The 15,692-nt window shown below is 65.3% G+C and carries 12 protein-coding genes and 3 tRNA genes; 6 read left to right on the forward strand and 9 right to left on the reverse strand.

Annotation, left to right across the window (positions count from 1 at the left end):
- Nucleotides 1-29 precede the first annotated feature (29 nt).
- The 4 genes from ACI766_RS24475 to ACI766_RS24490 form a co-directional block, all read right to left on the reverse strand.
- The gene (locus ACI766_RS24475) at nucleotides 30-239 is read right to left on the reverse strand and encodes a hypothetical protein (protein WP_003094660.1); all 210 of its coding nucleotides are present in this window, start codon (nucleotides 237-239) and stop codon (nucleotides 30-32) included.
- Between the two features lie 105 nt (nucleotides 240-344).
- Nucleotides 345-1,034 carry an energy-coupling factor ABC transporter permease gene (locus tag ACI766_RS24480; protein WP_003103868.1) on the reverse strand — a complete coding sequence of 230 codons (690 nt, stop codon included), beginning with the start codon at nucleotides 1,032-1,034 and terminating at the stop codon, nucleotides 345-347.
- Entirely contained in the window at nucleotides 1,031-1,501 is a 471-nt protein-coding gene (locus ACI766_RS24485) for a hypothetical protein (protein ID WP_003103866.1), read from the reverse strand. Before ACI766_RS24485 ends, ACI766_RS24480 begins: the two co-directional genes overlap by 4 nt.
- A complete protein-coding gene (locus tag ACI766_RS24490) occupies nucleotides 1,498-1,923 on the reverse strand; it encodes a GNAT family N-acetyltransferase (RefSeq protein WP_003103865.1) in 426 nt (141 codons plus the stop codon). Before ACI766_RS24490 ends, ACI766_RS24485 begins: the two co-directional genes overlap by 4 nt.
- A 132-nt stretch (nucleotides 1,924-2,055) precedes the next feature.
- On the opposite strand from ACI766_RS24490, the gene ACI766_RS24495 reads away from it, so the two are divergent.
- The 4 genes from ACI766_RS24495 to ACI766_RS24510 all read left to right on the forward strand — a co-directional run bounded on the left by ACI766_RS24495 (nucleotide 2,056) and on the right by ACI766_RS24510 (nucleotide 4,698).
- On the forward strand, nucleotides 2,056-2,685 hold the full coding sequence (locus ACI766_RS24495) for a DUF1780 domain-containing protein (protein ID WP_003094668.1): 630 nt from the start codon (nucleotides 2,056-2,058) through the stop codon (nucleotides 2,683-2,685).
- Nucleotides 2,682-3,131: an MOSC domain-containing protein gene (locus ACI766_RS24500; protein WP_003094670.1), complete on the forward strand. Its 450-nt coding sequence runs from the start codon at nucleotides 2,682-2,684 to the stop codon at nucleotides 3,129-3,131. Before ACI766_RS24495 ends, ACI766_RS24500 begins: the two co-directional genes overlap by 4 nt.
- Before the next feature lie 25 nt (nucleotides 3,132-3,156).
- The gene (locus tag ACI766_RS24505; protein WP_003094672.1) at nucleotides 3,157-3,327 is read left to right on the forward strand and encodes a DUF3094 family protein; all 171 of its coding nucleotides are present in this window, start codon (nucleotides 3,157-3,159) and stop codon (nucleotides 3,325-3,327) included.
- A gap of 63 nt (nucleotides 3,328-3,390) precedes the next feature.
- A complete protein-coding gene (locus ACI766_RS24510; protein WP_003112837.1) occupies nucleotides 3,391-4,698 on the forward strand; it encodes an NAD(P)/FAD-dependent oxidoreductase in 1,308 nt (435 codons plus the stop codon).
- A gap of 39 nt (nucleotides 4,699-4,737) precedes the next feature.
- Here the strand turns inward: ACI766_RS24510 and zapE are convergent, their stop codons facing one another.
- Nucleotides 4,738-5,829, reverse strand: a complete 1,092-nt coding sequence (gene zapE / locus ACI766_RS24515) for a cell division protein ZapE (RefSeq protein WP_049284759.1) — start codon at nucleotides 5,827-5,829, stop codon at nucleotides 4,738-4,740.
- Between the two features lie 547 nt (nucleotides 5,830-6,376).
- Here zapE and ACI766_RS24520 point away from each other — a divergent pair.
- Together ACI766_RS24520 and tpsA4 are read left to right on the forward strand one after the other, a co-directional pair.
- Nucleotides 6,377-8,014, forward strand: a complete 1,638-nt coding sequence (locus ACI766_RS24520; RefSeq protein ID WP_025324684.1) for a ShlB/FhaC/HecB family hemolysin secretion/activation protein — start codon at nucleotides 6,377-6,379, stop codon at nucleotides 8,012-8,014.
- A 48-nt stretch (nucleotides 8,015-8,062) separates the two neighbouring features.
- Complete coding sequence (tpsA4, locus tag ACI766_RS24525) at nucleotides 8,063-12,262, forward strand: two-partner secretion system exoprotein TpsA4 (protein ID WP_003455748.1); 4,200 nt, start codon at nucleotides 8,063-8,065, stop codon at nucleotides 12,260-12,262.
- Between the two features lie 229 nt (nucleotides 12,263-12,491).
- Here the strand turns inward: tpsA4 and ACI766_RS24530 are convergent.
- From ACI766_RS24530 to clpB, 4 genes are all read right to left on the reverse strand, one after another.
- Nucleotides 12,492-12,567 (reverse strand) — tRNA-Lys (locus ACI766_RS24530).
- A gap of 10 nt (nucleotides 12,568-12,577) precedes the next feature.
- Nucleotides 12,578-12,654, reverse strand: a tRNA-Pro gene (locus ACI766_RS24535).
- Between the two features lie 9 nt (nucleotides 12,655-12,663).
- A tRNA-Asn gene (locus ACI766_RS24540) sits at nucleotides 12,664-12,739 on the reverse strand.
- A 234-nt stretch (nucleotides 12,740-12,973) separates the two neighbouring features.
- Nucleotides 12,974-15,538 (reverse strand): ATP-dependent chaperone ClpB, encoded by a 2,565-nt coding sequence (clpB, locus tag ACI766_RS24545; protein WP_003094682.1) that lies wholly within the window; start codon nucleotides 15,536-15,538, stop codon nucleotides 12,974-12,976.
- Nucleotides 15,539-15,692: the final 154 nt, after the last annotated feature.

Raw genomic sequence — 15,692 nt, forward strand, 5'->3', positions numbered from 1 at the left:
GGGCCAGCCAATCCGGCTGGCCCGTTCCTTCAGGGGCGCATGAAAGCGTAGTCGCGCTGGTCGTCGAGATTCTCCGCAAGAAACTGCAGTTCGCTGGCCAGGTCGCCAGCATCGCGCTCCGCCCGGTTCAGTTCGACGATTGCGCTGAGCAACGCGCGCAGGCGCATTGCCCGGTCCGCCTCGTCGCTCTTCGACAGCAACTCTCGCAGGCCCTCTCGGGCCCATTCATGGACACCCATGTTCCGCTCCTCACCTGGGAAAACGGCAGGATCGCGGCCGGCTTCGTCCGAAACACTGACGCAAGTCAGCCGCCGCCCGCCATGAACCTGGCGAATGACTGGTCATCAGGGCTTGCGCTCTTCGTCCTTCCAGGGCGCCTGCAGGTAGCGCGTGCGATTGAAGGTTTCCAGCCACTCCGGGTAGTAGACCACCAGGCCGGTGATCACCGTGCCGTTGATGAAGGCCTCGGGGAACATGATCAGCCACAGGTAACCGGCGAAGTCCTCCAGCCAGGGCGGCATCGGGAAAAGGCCGTCGATCCAGACCACGCCAAGGCCGAGCAGCAGGACCACCACCGCGGTGAGGGCCGCCGGGAAGAAACCGCAGCAGAAGATGTAGACGAACAGGTTGCGCGGCTGGCGCTTTTCCACGAACAACGCCGCCAGCTCCGCGATCAGCGCGGGGATCGCCACCAGCAGCACGCCGTTGACGCCGATCGCCAGCCAATCCTGGCGGCCGAGCAGGCACAAGCCCAGTTGCGCCACCAGCCCCACCACGATCGCCAGCGGCCAGTCGAGCAGCAAGGTGACGGCGGTCATACCGATGAAATGGAAGGACAGTCCCGACTCGAAGTCCCGGCGCACCAGCCAGAGCAGGAACAGCCCGAGCATGGTACCGAACACCAGGTGCTGGCGGCGGGTATCGCTGACCAGCTCGACCCAGGGCGCGCGCCAGGCGGCGAGCAGCAGCACCGGCGCATAGATGGCCCAGCCCAGTTCCAGGCTTTCCGCCGACAGCAATTCGGCAGCGATCACGGCTGCAGTTGTTCCAGGGCGATGCGCAGGGCCACCGGCGAATCCAACTGGCGGGTTTCCAACACGCGGCGCTGCTCCAGCCTGACCCAGAGGACCTTGCCCTCGTCCGAGGCATAGCGAGAAGCGATGGCCGCGTCGCGATCGAGCAGCACCGGATAACTGTAGTCACGCATGGCCGGCACCGCGAAAAGCCGGGAAATCAGCGCCGGCATGCGGCTGATGTCCGCCAGGAACAGCGCGTGGCGTGCCTCCAGGTAGCCCTTTGGGCGTTCCGCCAGCGCCGCCTTGACCAGCTTCGAGCCGTCCATGTCCCGCGCCACCAGCAGGACCCGGGTGGAGTCGTCCAGCGAGTGCGCCTTTTCGAACTGGTCCTGCAACGTCCAGGGCTCCAGGGTGGAGCCCTTCTCCACGGCCAGCGCCAGGCCGGGCAGCAGCATGGCCAGCAGAACCCAATGCAGTCGTTTCACGCGTGTCCCTCCCGAGTGGAAAATACCTGGATGTCCTTGCGCCGCTCCCAGTCCGACTGGGCTCGCCAGAATGCCTGTGCCTCCTCGGCGGCATCCAGGACGAAGACATGGGATTTGCCGATCCCCTCCCTCGCCAGGCGTGCCAACACCTCGTCGAGCATCCGCCGCGCCAGCCCCAGCCCTCGATAACCGGGATCGACCACCAGGTGCTGGAGGTAACCACGGCGACCGTCATGCCCGGCCATCAGGCAGGCGATCACCTCCCCTTCGGTTTCGACCAGCAGGCTCAGCCCGGGGTTGCGTTGAAGGTAGGCGAGGAAGAAGGGATAGGCGTCCTCCGCACGGAGGCGGATACCTGGCGTTCGCGACCATAGCGCGAAGAGTGCCGGGTGATCGGCGGCGATGACGCTGCGAAGTTGCATCGGAACGGCTCCGGCCCAAGGGAAACGGCAGTGTACACCGAGCCTCGCCGCTGGCGCGCTCCGGGACGGATTGTCGCGGCCGGAGCGCCTGTGGGCTGGAAAGCGGGCCCGCCGGCAGACTAAGCTGAGCCCATGAACGAAGCGGATTATCTGCGCCTGCTCACCCGTCAGGCCGAACAAGCCAACGACTTCCTCTCCAACGCACGTAAATGGGACCGCGAGCGCTGGGTCTGCCAGCGCTTCCTCGAGGCCCTCAACGTGCCCTATCGCCAGGAGGATTTCGCCGCCCCCGGGGAACAGCCGCCGGACGTCCTGTTCAAGGGTGCCGGCTTCGAGGTGTTCTTCGTCCTCGATGAAGGTCGCCGGCTGAATGAGGAGTGGCGCGAGGAACTGACCCGTCGCCGCCAGGCCGTCAGCCTGCGCCAACTGATCCGACGCGAAGAGCGGCCACAACGGATCGCCGCCGCCGAGCTGCAGGCACGACTGGCGCCAACCCTGCGCAAGAAGGCGCACAACTATAGCGAGCGCGGCATCGACCACGGCGAACTGGACCTGCTGGCCTTCGTCAACCTGAAGCGCGCGGTGCCCGATTTCAATACGCCCTTCCCGCCGCCCACCGAATACCTGCGCCAAGGCTGGCGCTCTCTGTCGATGGTCGGTCCGACCTTTGCCCGGGTGCTCTTCGCTCACTCCGGCGCCCCCGAATTCCTGCGCGCCAACCTCGGCCGCAGCATCCTGTTCGACGCCGGGGTAGGCCTGTGAGCGAAGGGCGGGTGAAGTGGATCGGCGTGCGCTCCGGCAGCCGCGCGCCGATCCAGGAACTGGAGGCGGTGGAGGCACGGCGCGGCCTGGGACTGACAGGCGACCACCCGCACCCGCCGCGCCAGGTCACCCTGGTGCAGTGGGAACACATCGAGGCCCTCGGTACCCTGCTGGGCAGGCCGCTGTTGCCCAACGAGATGCGCCGCAACATCGCCGTCGCCGGCATCAACCTGCTCAGCCTGAAGGACCGTCGCTTCCGCCTCGGCGGCGCGCTGCTGGAAACCACTGGCTGGTACCAACCCTGCGGACGCCTGGAAAAGCACATCGACCACCGCACACTGAAGAGCGTGCGCGAACAGGGCGGCATCACCGCGCGGGTGATCGGCAGCGGAGTGATCCGCCTCGACGATCCGCTGGTGATCGAGCCCCCTGTCTGTCTAGAATGACCGACATCGAAAACGGAGGCCTGCCATGTCCAGCCGACTGAGCCCCGAAGACCAGCAGAAGGTCGAGCAGTACCTCGCCTCGCCGCTGCACCAGGTCGAGCGTGCGCCGTTCCGCCCGTGGTTCCTGATGTTCGTCCTGCTCGCCGTGGTCATCGGCCTGGGCCTGCTCAGCCGCCTCCTCAGCTACCTGGCCTGAGTCGTCCGGTCGAGCCACGCTCCCGACGACCGCCTCACGGAATTCCCACTATGAGATATCCACATGTCCCATCGCATCGTGATCGTCGGCGGCGGCGCCGGCGGGCTGGAGCTCGCCACCCGTCTCGGCCGCACCCTGGGTAAACGCGGCAAGGCCCAGGTCACCCTGGTCGACGCCAACCTCACCCACATCTGGAAACCCCTGCTGCACGAAGTCGCTGCCGGCTCGCTCAACTCCTCCGAGGACGAGCTGAACTACGTCGCCCAGGCGAAGTGGAACCACTTCGAATTCCAGCTCGGCCGCATGCAGGGCCTGGATCGCGCCGGCAAGCGGGTCCGCCTGGCCGCACTGGTGGACGAGAATGGCGTTGAACTGGTTCCCGAGCGCGACATCGCCTACGACACCCTGGTGATCGCTGTCGGCAGCACCACCAACGACTTCGGCACCGAGGGCGCTGCGGAACATTGCATTTTCCTCGATACCCGCGCCCAGGCCGAACGCTTCCACCGACAACTACTCGGCCAGTACCTGCGTGCGCATACCGGGCACGACGCGAACAACAACGCAGTGAGTATCGCCATCATCGGCGCCGGCGCCACCGGCGTCGAACTGGCTGCGGAACTGCACCACGCCGCGCAGATGCTGGCCGCCTACGGGCTCGACCGGATCCGCCCGGAAGACCTGCACATCAGCCTGGTCGAAGCCGGCCCGCGGGTGCTGCCGGCGCTGCCCGAGCGTATCAGCCAGCCGGTACACCAGACCCTGAGCAAGCTCGGCGTACGGGTGATGACAGGCTCCGCGGTGAGCAAGGTAGATGCGGACGGCCTCTGGACCGGCGACGGCGAATTCGTCCCGGCGACGCTCAAGGTGTGGGCGGCGGGCATCCGGGCTCCGGCCTTCCTCAAGGAACTCGACGGCCTGGAAAGCAACCGTATCAACCAACTGGTGGTCCGCCCGACCCTGCAGACCACCCGCGACGACGACATCTTCGCCTTCGGCGACTGCGCCGCCTGTCCCCAGCCGGCGCAACCGGGAGAGCAACCGCGCAACGTGCCGCCACGCGCCCAGGCCGCGCACCAGCAGGCCTCGCTGCTGGTGAAATCGCTGCGTGCCCGTCTCGAAGGCAAGCCGCTGGGCGAATATCACTACCGCGACTACGGTTCGCTGATCTCGCTGTCGCGCTTCAGCGCGGTCGGCAACCTGATGGGCAATCTGATGGGTAGCGTCATGCTCGAAGGCTGGCTGGCGCGGATGTTCTACGTATCGCTATACCGCATGCACCAGATGGCGTTGTACGGTCCGCTGCGCACCGCGATGCTGATGCTTAGCGGCCGCCTGCGCAGCACCGAGCCACGCCTCAAGCTGCACTGAGCCATTACGCCCCGTTTGCCGTCGGCGCGGGGCGTTCCTTCAACAGCGAAGCTGGCGCAACTGCGCCAGCCGACTGGCGGTACGCTGCATGTCCGCAGGCAGGTCGCTGCCCTCGACCAGGTCCGGCAGCGCCTTTTCGGCACTCAGGAAAAAACGCCGGTCATTGTCGTAAAGGACGTCGACGAGATTGATGAAGCGCTGCTGGGCGGCGACCGAACAGCGCGCCATCGGCGGTACGCCCTCCAGCACCCAGGTAGAGAAGCGTTCGCCGAGGGCAAGGTAGTCCATCACCGCGGTTGGCGCCTCGCAAAGGTCGGCGAAGGCGAACCACACCAGGTCGCCGCACACCGCGCGCGCCTGCAACGTCCTCGCGCCGCTTTGCAGGGTCACGCGTTGCGAGGGCTCGGGCGCGGACAAGCCCAGCTCGTCCAGGCAAGCGCATGAGGCTGGCCAGCAATACCCGCCGCTGGCATAACCGGAAGCGATCTCCTGCCGCGGCGAAATCGTCCGGTAGTCCCGGGCGCCGGCTACTTCCAGCACTTCCATGCGCGTCTCGATCAACCGGATCGCCGGCAGGAAGCGTTCGTGGTAGAGCGGATTGGGCAGCAGTTGCCGCGGCGCGTAGTTGGAGGTGCAGACCAGGGTGATCTTCCTGCGGAACAGCTCCCTGAACAGGCGTGTTATCAGCATCGCGTCGCCAATGTCGTGGACATGGAATTCGTCGAAGCAAAGCAGCCGGCAGTCTCCTAGCAGTTCGTCGAGCGCACCGCCCAGGGCATCGGGCCGCCCCTGGCGGCGGAACATACCGTCATGAAGCCGGCGAAAGAACGCATGGAAATGCGTCCGGCGCAGGCCCTGCAAATCGGCGCTGCGAAAGAAGCCATCCATCAGCCAGCTCTTGCCGCGCCCGACCGGCCCCCACAGGTAGAGGCTGCGCGGCGCTTGCCGGAATAGCGACGGACCTCGACGCAAGCGCTCCGCCAATCGATCGAGATGAAGAATGGCATTGCCCTGGGCTGCGTCCAGCACATAGCCGCGCCGTTGCGCCTCTTGGTGGAAATAGCGGGCTACGGGCGTTGTGGGCTTGGTGCCGGTCATGGGTGAACGCCACGAAAAAGAACCGAAAGACACACTCCGTTGATGCTCAGCCTGAGAGGGCCCTTAAACCGAGAACGGCATTCTAGCGCTGCGTCCTGCCCATGCTCCAGCCGCCAGACCGAACGGCGGGCGATAGTCGGACAGGCCCTTTGATCATGACCGCCACGGTCGCGATACGGAGTCGCGCTCAGCCGCTACTTCCGCCCCACTGTTTCCGCCGCTTCCGCTGCCGAGCCCATTATCACCGGAGTTTTTCCTACAGCAGTCCTCCCAGTCCCCTACGAAAACCAAGAAGTTCTACCGGCCAAAGCCAGAAAACTACGATTGTCGCCGTTTCAGCCTCGCCTCAGGCTATCGCCCACTCGATTCTCCGCCTTGAAACCGATCGTTCTGCACATGCCTGCGGATATCGGCTTCTTTTCTCTGCAAGAACCGCGCTCCGGGCCGATTGACCATGCATCCAGCTTTTCCGCGTAACCAGGCTAGCCTTTCTTTCCCACCTCCCTCTCCAAAACCTTCCGGCAGTTCCACTTCGATTGTTCCATCCCTCAGGGCCGGACCGCTGCTCCGTACGGGCCTCATGGGAATGGCCATGTTGTCGTCCTGCCTTGCCAATGCCGCCCCGGATGCGGGGCAGGCGCTGCGTGACGTGGAAAGCCGACGCCTGAACCTGCCCGCGCCGGTGGAACTGGACGCCGAGCGCCCCAGCCCCGAGGACGGCGTATCACGGGCTGCCGAAGAGGGCGGCCCGACGGTGCTGGTCAAGCGCTTCCAACTCAGCGGCAACAGGCAGTTCGACGATCGATGCCTGCTGGCGCTCCTGCACGACCTGCCGGGCCAGGAACTCAATCTGAGCCAATTGCACGCCGCCGCCGCCCGCATCGGCGATTTCTATCAGGAAAAGGGATATGTGCTGGCGCGCGCCTTCCTCCCGGCACAGGAAATCCAGGATGGAACGGTACGCATCGAAGTGCTCGAGGGACGCTACGGCAGGATCGAACTGCACAACACGTCCCGAACGCTGGACCGCGTTCTACTCCGCCCCTTGAGCGCACTCGAACGAGATACCGCGGTCCAGGGCTCGGAGCTGGAGCGTGCGCTTCTGCTCCTGAGCGACATTCCCGGCCTCCAGGCCAAAGGCACCCTGCTGCCGGGCCAGGCGCAGGGAACCACGGACTTGCGCGTCGAGGCCCGCCCCGGCCCGCTGGTCGGCGGCAGGCTGGAGGCAGACAACTATGGCGGCCGCTACATGGGGGAATATCGCCTGGGAACCACCCTCGACTTCAACAGCCCGCTGCGACTGGGCGACCAGGCGAGACTGAGCCTGCTGGGCAGCGACCGGCACCAACGCTACTACCGTGCAGCCTATCAACTGCCCCTTGGTTCCCGAGGCACGCGCATCGGACTGGCCCACGCCGAGACGACCTATCGACTGGTACGCGATTTCTCGCGCCTGGACGCCCATGGCCGGGCCATTACCGACAGTCTGTTCGTCAGCCAGCCCCTGCTGCGTAGCCGCAGCTTAAGCCTGTCCACCCAGTTGCAATATGAAAACAAGCGACTTCGCGATGACCAGGAGCGTACCGGGAGGCATAGCCGCAAGGAGATCCGCCTGTGGACCGCCAGCATCAGCGGAAACGCCCAGGACCGCTTGTTCGGCGGTGGACAGAGCGGCTTCTCGCTGGCCTATGCCCACGGCCAGCTCGCCATCGACTCCGGCGAAGAGCGGCTGCTGGACCGCTACACCATCGGTACCGCCGGCAGCTTCGACAAGATCATGCTCAACGCCGTACGCCTGCAGCACCTGGGCGACCGCCTGCAGTTGTTCGCCCAACTCAACGCCCAGTGGAGCGGCGGCAACCTCGACAGCGCGGAACAGTTCGACATGGGCGGCCCCTACGGCGTTCGGGCGTTCCCCCTGGGCAGCTACAAGGGCTACGGCGACGAAGGCTGGCAAGCCAGTGCGGAGCTGCGCTACAGCCTGGCTCCGGGCTGGCAGCTGAGTTCGTTCGTCGACCAGGGCGCGGTGAAATTCCTCAAGCACCCCAACACCACGGAAGGCAATCGCAACCGCATGGCCGCCGTCGGCAGCGGCGCAACCTGGTACGGAACGGATCACCAGGTCAGCCTGACCGCCGCCTGGCCCCTGAGCCAGGAAAACAACATCGAGCCCGAGCGCACTCCCCGGCTGTGGTTGCAAGCGACCCGCTACTTCTGAGCAAGCTCCCGCCCGCCATGCCGGCGGGCCCCACTGAAAGGAAAAGCCATGAACAAGAGCTATACGCTGGTCTGGAACCAGGCCACAGGCTGTTGGAACGTCGCAAGCGAAGGTACCCGTCGGCGCAGCAAGAGCGGACGCGGCAAGGCGCTCGTAGTCGCCGGAGCGTCACTGCTCGGCCTGTTCTGCCAGGCCCCCGCCTTCGCCCTGCCCAGCGGCGCCACGGTCGTTTCAGGCGATGCCGGATTCCAGACATCCACCGATGGCCGGCATATGGTCATCGACCAGCAGAGCCACAAGCTGATCACCAATTGGAACGAGTTCAGCGTCCGTGCCGATGAGCGGGTCAGCTTCCACCAGCCGGGCCAGGACGCCGTCGCCCTGAACCGGGTGATCGGCCGCAACGGCAGCGATATCCAGGGGCGGATAGATGCCAACGGCAAGGTCTTCCTGGTCAATCCCAACGGCGTGGTCTTCGGCAAGTCCGCCCAGGTCAATGTAGGCGGCCTGGTGGCTTCCACCCTGGACCTGGCCGACAGGGACTTCCTCGCCGGCAACTACCAGTTCTCCGGCGACTCCGGCGCAACCGTAAGCAATGCCGGCAGCCTGCAAGCCAGCGAAGGCGGCAGCATCGCCCTGCTGGGCGCCCGGGTCAGCAACGACGGCGTGATCCAGGCGCAACTCGGCGACGTGGCCCTGGGCGCAGGCCAGGGCATCAACCTCAATTTCGACGGCGACGGCCTGCTCAACCTGCAGGTGGACAAGGGCTCGGTCGACGCTCTCGCACACAACGGCGGCCTCATCCGCGCCGATGGCGGCCAGGTGCTGATGAGCGCCCGCAGCGCCGACAGCCTGCTCAAGACCGTCGTCAACAACCAGGGCACTCTCGAGGCCAGGACGCTACGCAGCGCGGAAGGACGCATCGTCCTCGACGGCGGCGAACAGGGGACCGTGCGGGTGGCCGGCAAGCAGGACGCCAGCGCCATCGGCGGAGGCAATGGCGGCCTGGTGCTGAACCAGGGCGCGAACGTCGAGATACAGCGAACCGCGCAGGTGGACACCCATGCCGACCAGGGCGCAACCGGCACCTGGAGGATTCTCTCGCACGAGGTCAGCGTAGCCGCTGTCGGCCAGGCAAACGCTGCCGGTGATGGTTCCGGCCAGGTCCATGTAGCGCAGGGCCCAGCCGGGGCCAATGCGTCCGATAGCAACGGCGTGACCATCGTTCAGCAGCAGCCGGCCGTCGACCTCGCCGCCGGCGCCAACGGTACCTCCGCAGTGCAGAGCCAGAGCGGCGCCAACATCGGCTCGGGCGCCAATGGCATCAGCGTCGTGCAAAGCCAGAATGGCGCCAATATCGGCGCCGGCGCGAGTGGCATCAGCGTCGTGCAGAGCCAGAACAGCCCCAATATCGGCTCGGGCGTCAATGGCGTGACTGTCGTGCAGAGCCAGAACGGTGCCAATATCGGTTCTGGCGCAAGTGGCATCACCGTTGTGCAAAGCCAGAATGGCGCAAATATCGGTTCAGGCGCGAGTGGCATCAGCGTCGTGCAGAGCCAGAGCGGCCCCAGCATCGGCTCGGGCGTCAATGGCGTCACAATCGTGCAGAGCCAGAGCGGTGCCAACATCGGCCCCGGCGTCAGCGGAATCGATGTCGTCCAGACCCAGACTCTCCCCAACCTGAGCCCAGGCGCCAATGGCTCCAGCATCGTCCAGGTCCAGACGCTACCCGATATCGCCGCCGACGCCGGCAATGTGCATGTCGTGCAGGTCCAGACCGGCGGTAACAAGGTCTTCGGCAACTCCGCCACCAACGTCAGGTCACGTACCGTTCAGGCCCGGAGCAACGAGAATGTCGGTTCCGGCCTGGCGAATCCAAGCAGCGCGGGAAAAGGCCCGACGTTGCATGCCGATACCCTGGCCCGCAACCTTTCCACAAGCAACGTCGAAGTGGTCGCCACCCGGGGCAACGCGCATGTCGGCGCGCCGCTGTCCTGGGACAGCGGCAACGGCCTGACGCTAACCGCCGAGCGCGGGGACCTCAGGATCAATGGCGCGCTGACGGCCCAGGGGGAAAACGCCAGCCTTACTCTCAATGCCGGGCAGCGCCCTCTCCGTATCGACGACAGCCTCTCTCTCACTGGCCAGGGAGCCCGGGTCGAATTCAATTCGGACAAGGGTTATGCCCTGGCCGAAGGCACCCGGATCACCCTGTCCGGCAAGAACGCAGGATTCCGCGCCAATGGGCGGGACTACAGCGTGATCCAGGACCTGCAGCAGTTGCGCGGCATCGATAGGGACCTGGGCGGCAGCTATGTCCTCGGCAATCGAATCGCAGGCGGCAACTCCAGCTTCCTGTCGATAGGCAACGCGAGCGCCTTCGGCGGTACCTTCGACGGCCTGGGCAACACCATCGATAATCTCGCCGTCTACGGCACCGGCGCCTACTCCGGCCTGTTCAGCGTCAACCGGGGCACCCTCCGCAACCTGAACCTGGAACGCATTTCCGCCGATGGAGCACAGGCCACCCACTACAACGTCCAGGTCGGTAGCCTGGCCGCCGTCAACCTCGGTCGCATCGACAATGTGAACGCCAGCGACATCCGTATCGCCGCGGCCTCGAAGCTGAACAGCCTCGGCGGGCTGGTCGCACTGAACCTGGGCAGTATCGACAACGCCAGCGCCAGCGGCACGCTGGTCGGCAACCGCCACACCTATGCTCTGGGCGGACTCGCAGCCGAAAACATCAGCACAGCCAGGGGCGTGGCCAGCATCTCCAACAGCCGGGCCGATTTTGCCATCTCCGGCCAGTTGAAGGACCATGCCAGCCACTACGGCGCGGGGGGCCTGGTAGGCAGGAACCGCGGCGGCCTCATCCGCAGCAGCGGCAGTCAGGGAACGCTGTCGCTGAGCGGTCACGGAATGAACCTGGGAGGACTGGTCGGATACAGCTCCGCCGGCGGACTGGCGGACGTATCCGCCTCCGTCGACGTCTCAGGCAACGGACAGCACGGCCTGTACGGAGGGCTCATCGGCCTCAACGTAAACAGTGGTATCGCCCACGCCACGGCCAGCGGCAAGGTCCGGGGCACAGACGCGGAAGCACTGGGCGGGCTGATCGGCCGGAACCTGAACGCGGCCATCAACAACGCCAGCGCCCATGGCGATGTCAGCCTGCAAGACGGTCGCTACCTGGGAGGCCTGATCGGCCACAACCAGGCAGGCAATCTGGCCAACGTCAGTGCCAGCGGCAACCTGAGTGGTGGGTCGCTGCTCCAGGCCGGCGGCCTGATCGGTCTCAACGCCAATGCCTCGCTGGTCAATGCCTCCGCCAAGGGCAATGTCGCTACCCGCGGAGCAGAAGCGGTTGGCGGTCTGCTCGGAGAAAACCTGTACGGCTCCGTCATCAACGGCTCCGCCAGTGGCGAAGTCACCGACGGCAGCGGCAAAACCCTGGGTGGCCTGATAGGGTCCAACCTCGGCGGCAATCATTCCAACCTGAAGGCCTCCGGGTGGGTAAACGCAGGGGCGAACAGTGACGTGGGAGGGCTGATCGGCCACAACCGGGGCGGCAACCACAGCACCCTGGCGGCATCCGGCAATGTCACCGGGGGCAAGGGCAGTCGCGTCGGCGGACTCGTCGGCTATAACGATGCCGCCTCGCTGACGAACGTCTCGGCTTCGGGCAACGTCAGCGCCAGTGGTTCCAGGGCCATCGGCGGGTTGATCGGCAGTGACCTGCGAGGTTCGCTGATGCTCGCCAGCAGTCATGGAATCGTGAACGACAAGACCGGCCACAACCTGGGAGGGTTGGTCGGCCGCGGTGAAAACACCTCGATCCGCTCCGCCAAGGCCAGCGGTGCGGTGAGCGGAGGCGCCGGGATCAGGGCCGGCGGACTGGTCGGCTCCCTGGAGGGCTGGCAGGCTCTCATCCTGGGGGCCTCGGCCGGCGGCGATGTGACGGCGGGCTACGATAGCTATATTGGCGGGCTGGTGGGCTTCAGCACCGCCACCATCAGCGGCGCTTCCGCTTCCGGCAAGGTCGGAGGCTCGGGTCTGCTGGGCGGCCTGGTCGCCTGGAACCAGGGGAATGTCATGGGTTCTTCGGCCAGCGGCAGGCTGGAGCCACAAATCCCCAACCAGATCCATGGCGGACTGATCGGCATCAATTTTGGCTGGCAGTCCTGGAACTCGGTATACGGGGCTGCGGCGACCGTTCCAATGATAGGTCGCCACTACAACCTGTGAATCGATTCTCCCGGTACCCGTACCGGGAGGCTTCCTGTTCGATGGAGCGGCCGGGCCTCAGGGCCCGCCGCCTCCAGACGCTCGATGAATGCCATGCGGGAAGGCCAGGCGTCGGAGAAACAGGGCTGGAAGAGCGGCCCCTCCTCCTTCCCACAGGCCAGCATTCGGAAAATAAGGGTACAGAAACGAAAAAGCCCACCTTCGCAGGTGGGCTTTTTCGTCTTGAATATGGTGGGTCGTGTAGGATTCGAACCTACGACCAATTGGTTAAAAGCCAACTGCTCTACCGACTGAGCTAACGACCCAAGTATGAGGTGGTCGGGGTAGAGAGATTCGAACTCCCGACATCCTGCTCCCAAAGCAGGCGCGCTACCGGACTGCGCTATACCCCGATTGGAAGTTGGCTCCGCGACCTGGACTCGAACCAGGGACCCAATGATTAACAGTCATTTGCTCTACCGACTGAGCTATCGCGGAACGTCTTTCTTCCAACCCTGGACGCTTCCGGTGTTGCTGGATTCGCGTCTCAGAGGCGCGCCATTTTACGGATGCGCGCGGGCATGTCAACCCTCTGATCCAAAAAGTTTTTCTTCTTTTTCCACGAGCGGCAAAACGGCCCTTCCACTGCATGCGGCAGCGCTCTCGCTCCTACCGGACGCCCATGAAAAAGCCCCGCCGAAGCGGGGCTTTCCCTGTCCGTCCACGAAGAGGTCAGGCGAAGACGATCTCGTCGCCTTCCACCTTCGCCGAGATACTGGCACCCGGCGCGAATTTGCCGGCCAGGATCAGTTGCGCCAGCGGGTTCTCGATCCAGCGCTGGATGGCCCGCTTCAGCGGGCGTGCGCCATAGACCGGGTCGAAGCCGACGGCGATCAGCTTGTCCAGCGCCTCCTGGCTCAGTTCCAGGCTCAGCTCGCGCTCGGCCAGGCGCTTGCGCAGGCGACCGAGCTGGATCTCGGCGATGCCGGCGATCTGCTCGCGAGCCAGCGGCTCGAATACCACCACTTCGTCGATCCGGTTGATGAATTCCGGACGGAAGTGCGCATTGACCGCGTCCATCACTGCGGCACGTTGCGCCTCGCGGTCGCCGGCCAGCTCCTGGATCTGTGCCGAACCGAGGTTGGAGGTCATCACCACCACGGTGTTGCGGAAGTCCACCGTACGCCCGTGACTGTCGGTCAGGCGTCCGTCCTCGAGCACCTGGAGGAGAATGTTGAATACATCCGGATGGGCCTTCTCCACCTCGTCCAGCAGCACCACCGAGTAAGGCTTGCGGCGGATCGCCTCGGTCAGGTAGCCGCCTTCCTCGAAGCCGACGTAGCCCGGAGGCGCGCCGATCAGGCGGGCCACCGAGTGTTTCTCCATGAACTCGGACATATCGATCCGCACCAGCGCCTCCTCGGTATCGAAGAGGAACTCGGCCAGCGCCTTGCACAACTCGGTCTTGCCCACCCCGGTCGGGCCGAGGAAGAGGAACGAGCCGCTCGGCCGGTTCGGATCGGCGAGGCCGGCGCGCGAACGGCGCACGGCGTTGGACACGGCGACTACCGCCTCGTCCTGGCCGATCACTCGCCGATGCAGCTCCTGCTCCATGCGCAGCAGCTTCTCGCGCTCGCCCTCGAGCATCTTCGACACCGGGATACCGGTCCACTTGGAAACCACTTCGGCGATTTCCTCGTCGGTCACCTTGTTGCGCAGCAACTGGTTCTCGGTCTTGCCGTGCTGGTCGACCATCTGCAGGCTGCGTTCCAGGTCCGGGATGGTCTGGTACTGGATGCGCGCCATGCTCTCGAGGTCGCCCTTGCGCCGCGCCGCCTCCATCTCCTGCTTGGCCTGCTCGATCTTCTGCTGGATCTGCGCCGAGCCCTGCACCTCGGCCTTCTCGGACTTCCAGATCTCCTCGAGGTCGGCGTATTCGCGCTCGAGCTTGACGATATCCTCCTCCAGCTTGGCCAGGCGCTTCCTGGTGGCTTCGTCGTCTTCCTTCTTCAGCGCCTCGCGCTCGATCTTCAGCTGGATCAGGCGACGGTCGAGACGATCCAGTTCCTCCGGCTTGGAGTCGATCTCCATGCGGATGCGGCTGGCGGCCTCGTCGATCAGGTCGATGGCCTTGTCCGGCAGTTGCCGATCGGTGATGTAGCGGTGCGACAGCTTGGCCGCGGCGATGATCGCGCCGTCGGTGATGCTCACCCCGTGGTGCACTTCATAGCGTTCCTTGAGGCCACGGAGGATGGCGATGGTGTCTTCCTCGCTCGGTTCGTCCACCAGCACCTTCTGGAAGCGGCGCTCCAGCGCGGCATCCTTCTCGATGTACTGGCGATACTCGTCGAGGGTAGTAGCACCGACGCAGTGCAGCTCGCCGCGCGCCAGAGCCGGCTTGAGCATGTTGCCGGCGTCCATGGCGCCTTCCGCCTTGCCGGCGCCGACCATGGTGTGCAGTTCGTCGATGAACAGGATGACCCGGCCTTCCTGCTTGCCCAGTTCGTTGAGGACCGCCTTCAGGCGTTCCTCGAACTCGCCGCGGAACTTGGCACCGGCGATCAGCGCCCCCATGTCCAGGGCCAGCAGGCGCTTGTCCTTGAGGCCGTCCGGCACTTCGCCGTTGATGATGCGCTGGGCCAGGCCCTCGACGATGGCGGTCTTGCCGACGCCGGGTTCGCCGATCAGCACCGGGTTGTTCTTGGTCCGCCGCTGCAGGACCTGGATGGTCCGGCGGATCTCGTCGTCGCGACCGATCACCGGGTCGAGCTTGCCTTCCTCGGCGCGCTTGGTCATGTCGACGGTGTACTTGTCCAGCGCCTGGCGCGACTCCTCGACGTTCGGGTCGTTCACCGCTTCGCCGCCACGCAGGTTGGCCACGGCATTCTCCAGCGCCTTGCGCGACACGCCCTGGCCGAGCAGCAGCTTGCCGAGCCTGGTGTTCTCGTCCATCGCGGCCAGCAATACCAGCTCGCTGGAGATGAACTGGTCGCCCTTCTGCTGGGCCAGGCGGTCAGCCTGGTTGAGCAGGCGTGCGAGATCCTGGGACAGGTTCACGTCGCCGGTCGGGCTCTGGATCTTCGGCAGCGCGTCGAGTTCTTTGTTGAGGCCGCTGCGCAGGGCGGCGATATCGAAGCCGACCTGCATCAGCAGGGGCTTGATCGAACCGCCTTGCTGCTCGAGCAGGGCGGAAAGCAGGTGCACCGGCTCGATGGCCGGATGGTCATGGCCAACGGCCAGGGACTGGGCGTCGGAGAGCGCCAGTTGCAGCTTGCTGGTCAAACGGTCTATTCGCATGGGTCGTCCTTCCTTCTATAGAGCGGGCCGGAACGATGGGTGTCCCTGATGAAGAAAAGCCCGCCGAGATGACTCAGTAGATAAGGGCGATTTTCCGCGGTTCAAGCGACCGGACCGTGACATCGGTCAGTTGCCGCCGGATAACCTGCGCGGG

Origin of the sequence: Pseudomonas sp. DL (assembly GCF_047199225.1) — a bacterium.
GTDB classification, from domain to species: domain Bacteria; phylum Pseudomonadota; class Gammaproteobacteria; order Pseudomonadales; family Pseudomonadaceae; genus Pseudomonas; species Pseudomonas aeruginosa.

Excerpts from the sequence above, each read along its gene's own strand:
- ACI766_RS24475 (WP_003094660.1), bottom strand. The coding sequence starts at position 239 with ATGGGTGTCCATGAATGGGCCCGAGAGGGCCTGCGAGAGTTGCTGTCG.
- ACI766_RS24490 (WP_003103865.1), bottom strand. The coding sequence starts at position 1,923 with ATGCAACTTCGCAGCGTCATCGCCGCCGATCACCCGGCACTCTTCGCG.
- ACI766_RS24495 (WP_003094668.1), top strand. The coding sequence starts at position 2,056 with ATGAACGAAGCGGATTATCTGCGCCTGCTCACCCGTCAGGCCGAACAA.
- ACI766_RS24505 (WP_003094672.1), top strand. The coding sequence starts at position 3,157 with ATGTCCAGCCGACTGAGCCCCGAAGACCAGCAGAAGGTCGAGCAGTAC.
- ACI766_RS24510 (WP_003112837.1), top strand. The coding sequence starts at position 3,391 with ATGTCCCATCGCATCGTGATCGTCGGCGGCGGCGCCGGCGGGCTGGAG.
- ACI766_RS24520 (WP_025324684.1), top strand. The coding sequence starts at position 6,377 with ATGGGAATGGCCATGTTGTCGTCCTGCCTTGCCAATGCCGCCCCGGAT.
- tpsA4 (WP_003455748.1), top strand. The coding sequence starts at position 8,063 with ATGAACAAGAGCTATACGCTGGTCTGGAACCAGGCCACAGGCTGTTGG.
- clpB (WP_003094682.1), bottom strand. The coding sequence starts at position 15,538 with ATGCGAATAGACCGTTTGACCAGCAAGCTGCAACTGGCGCTCTCCGAC.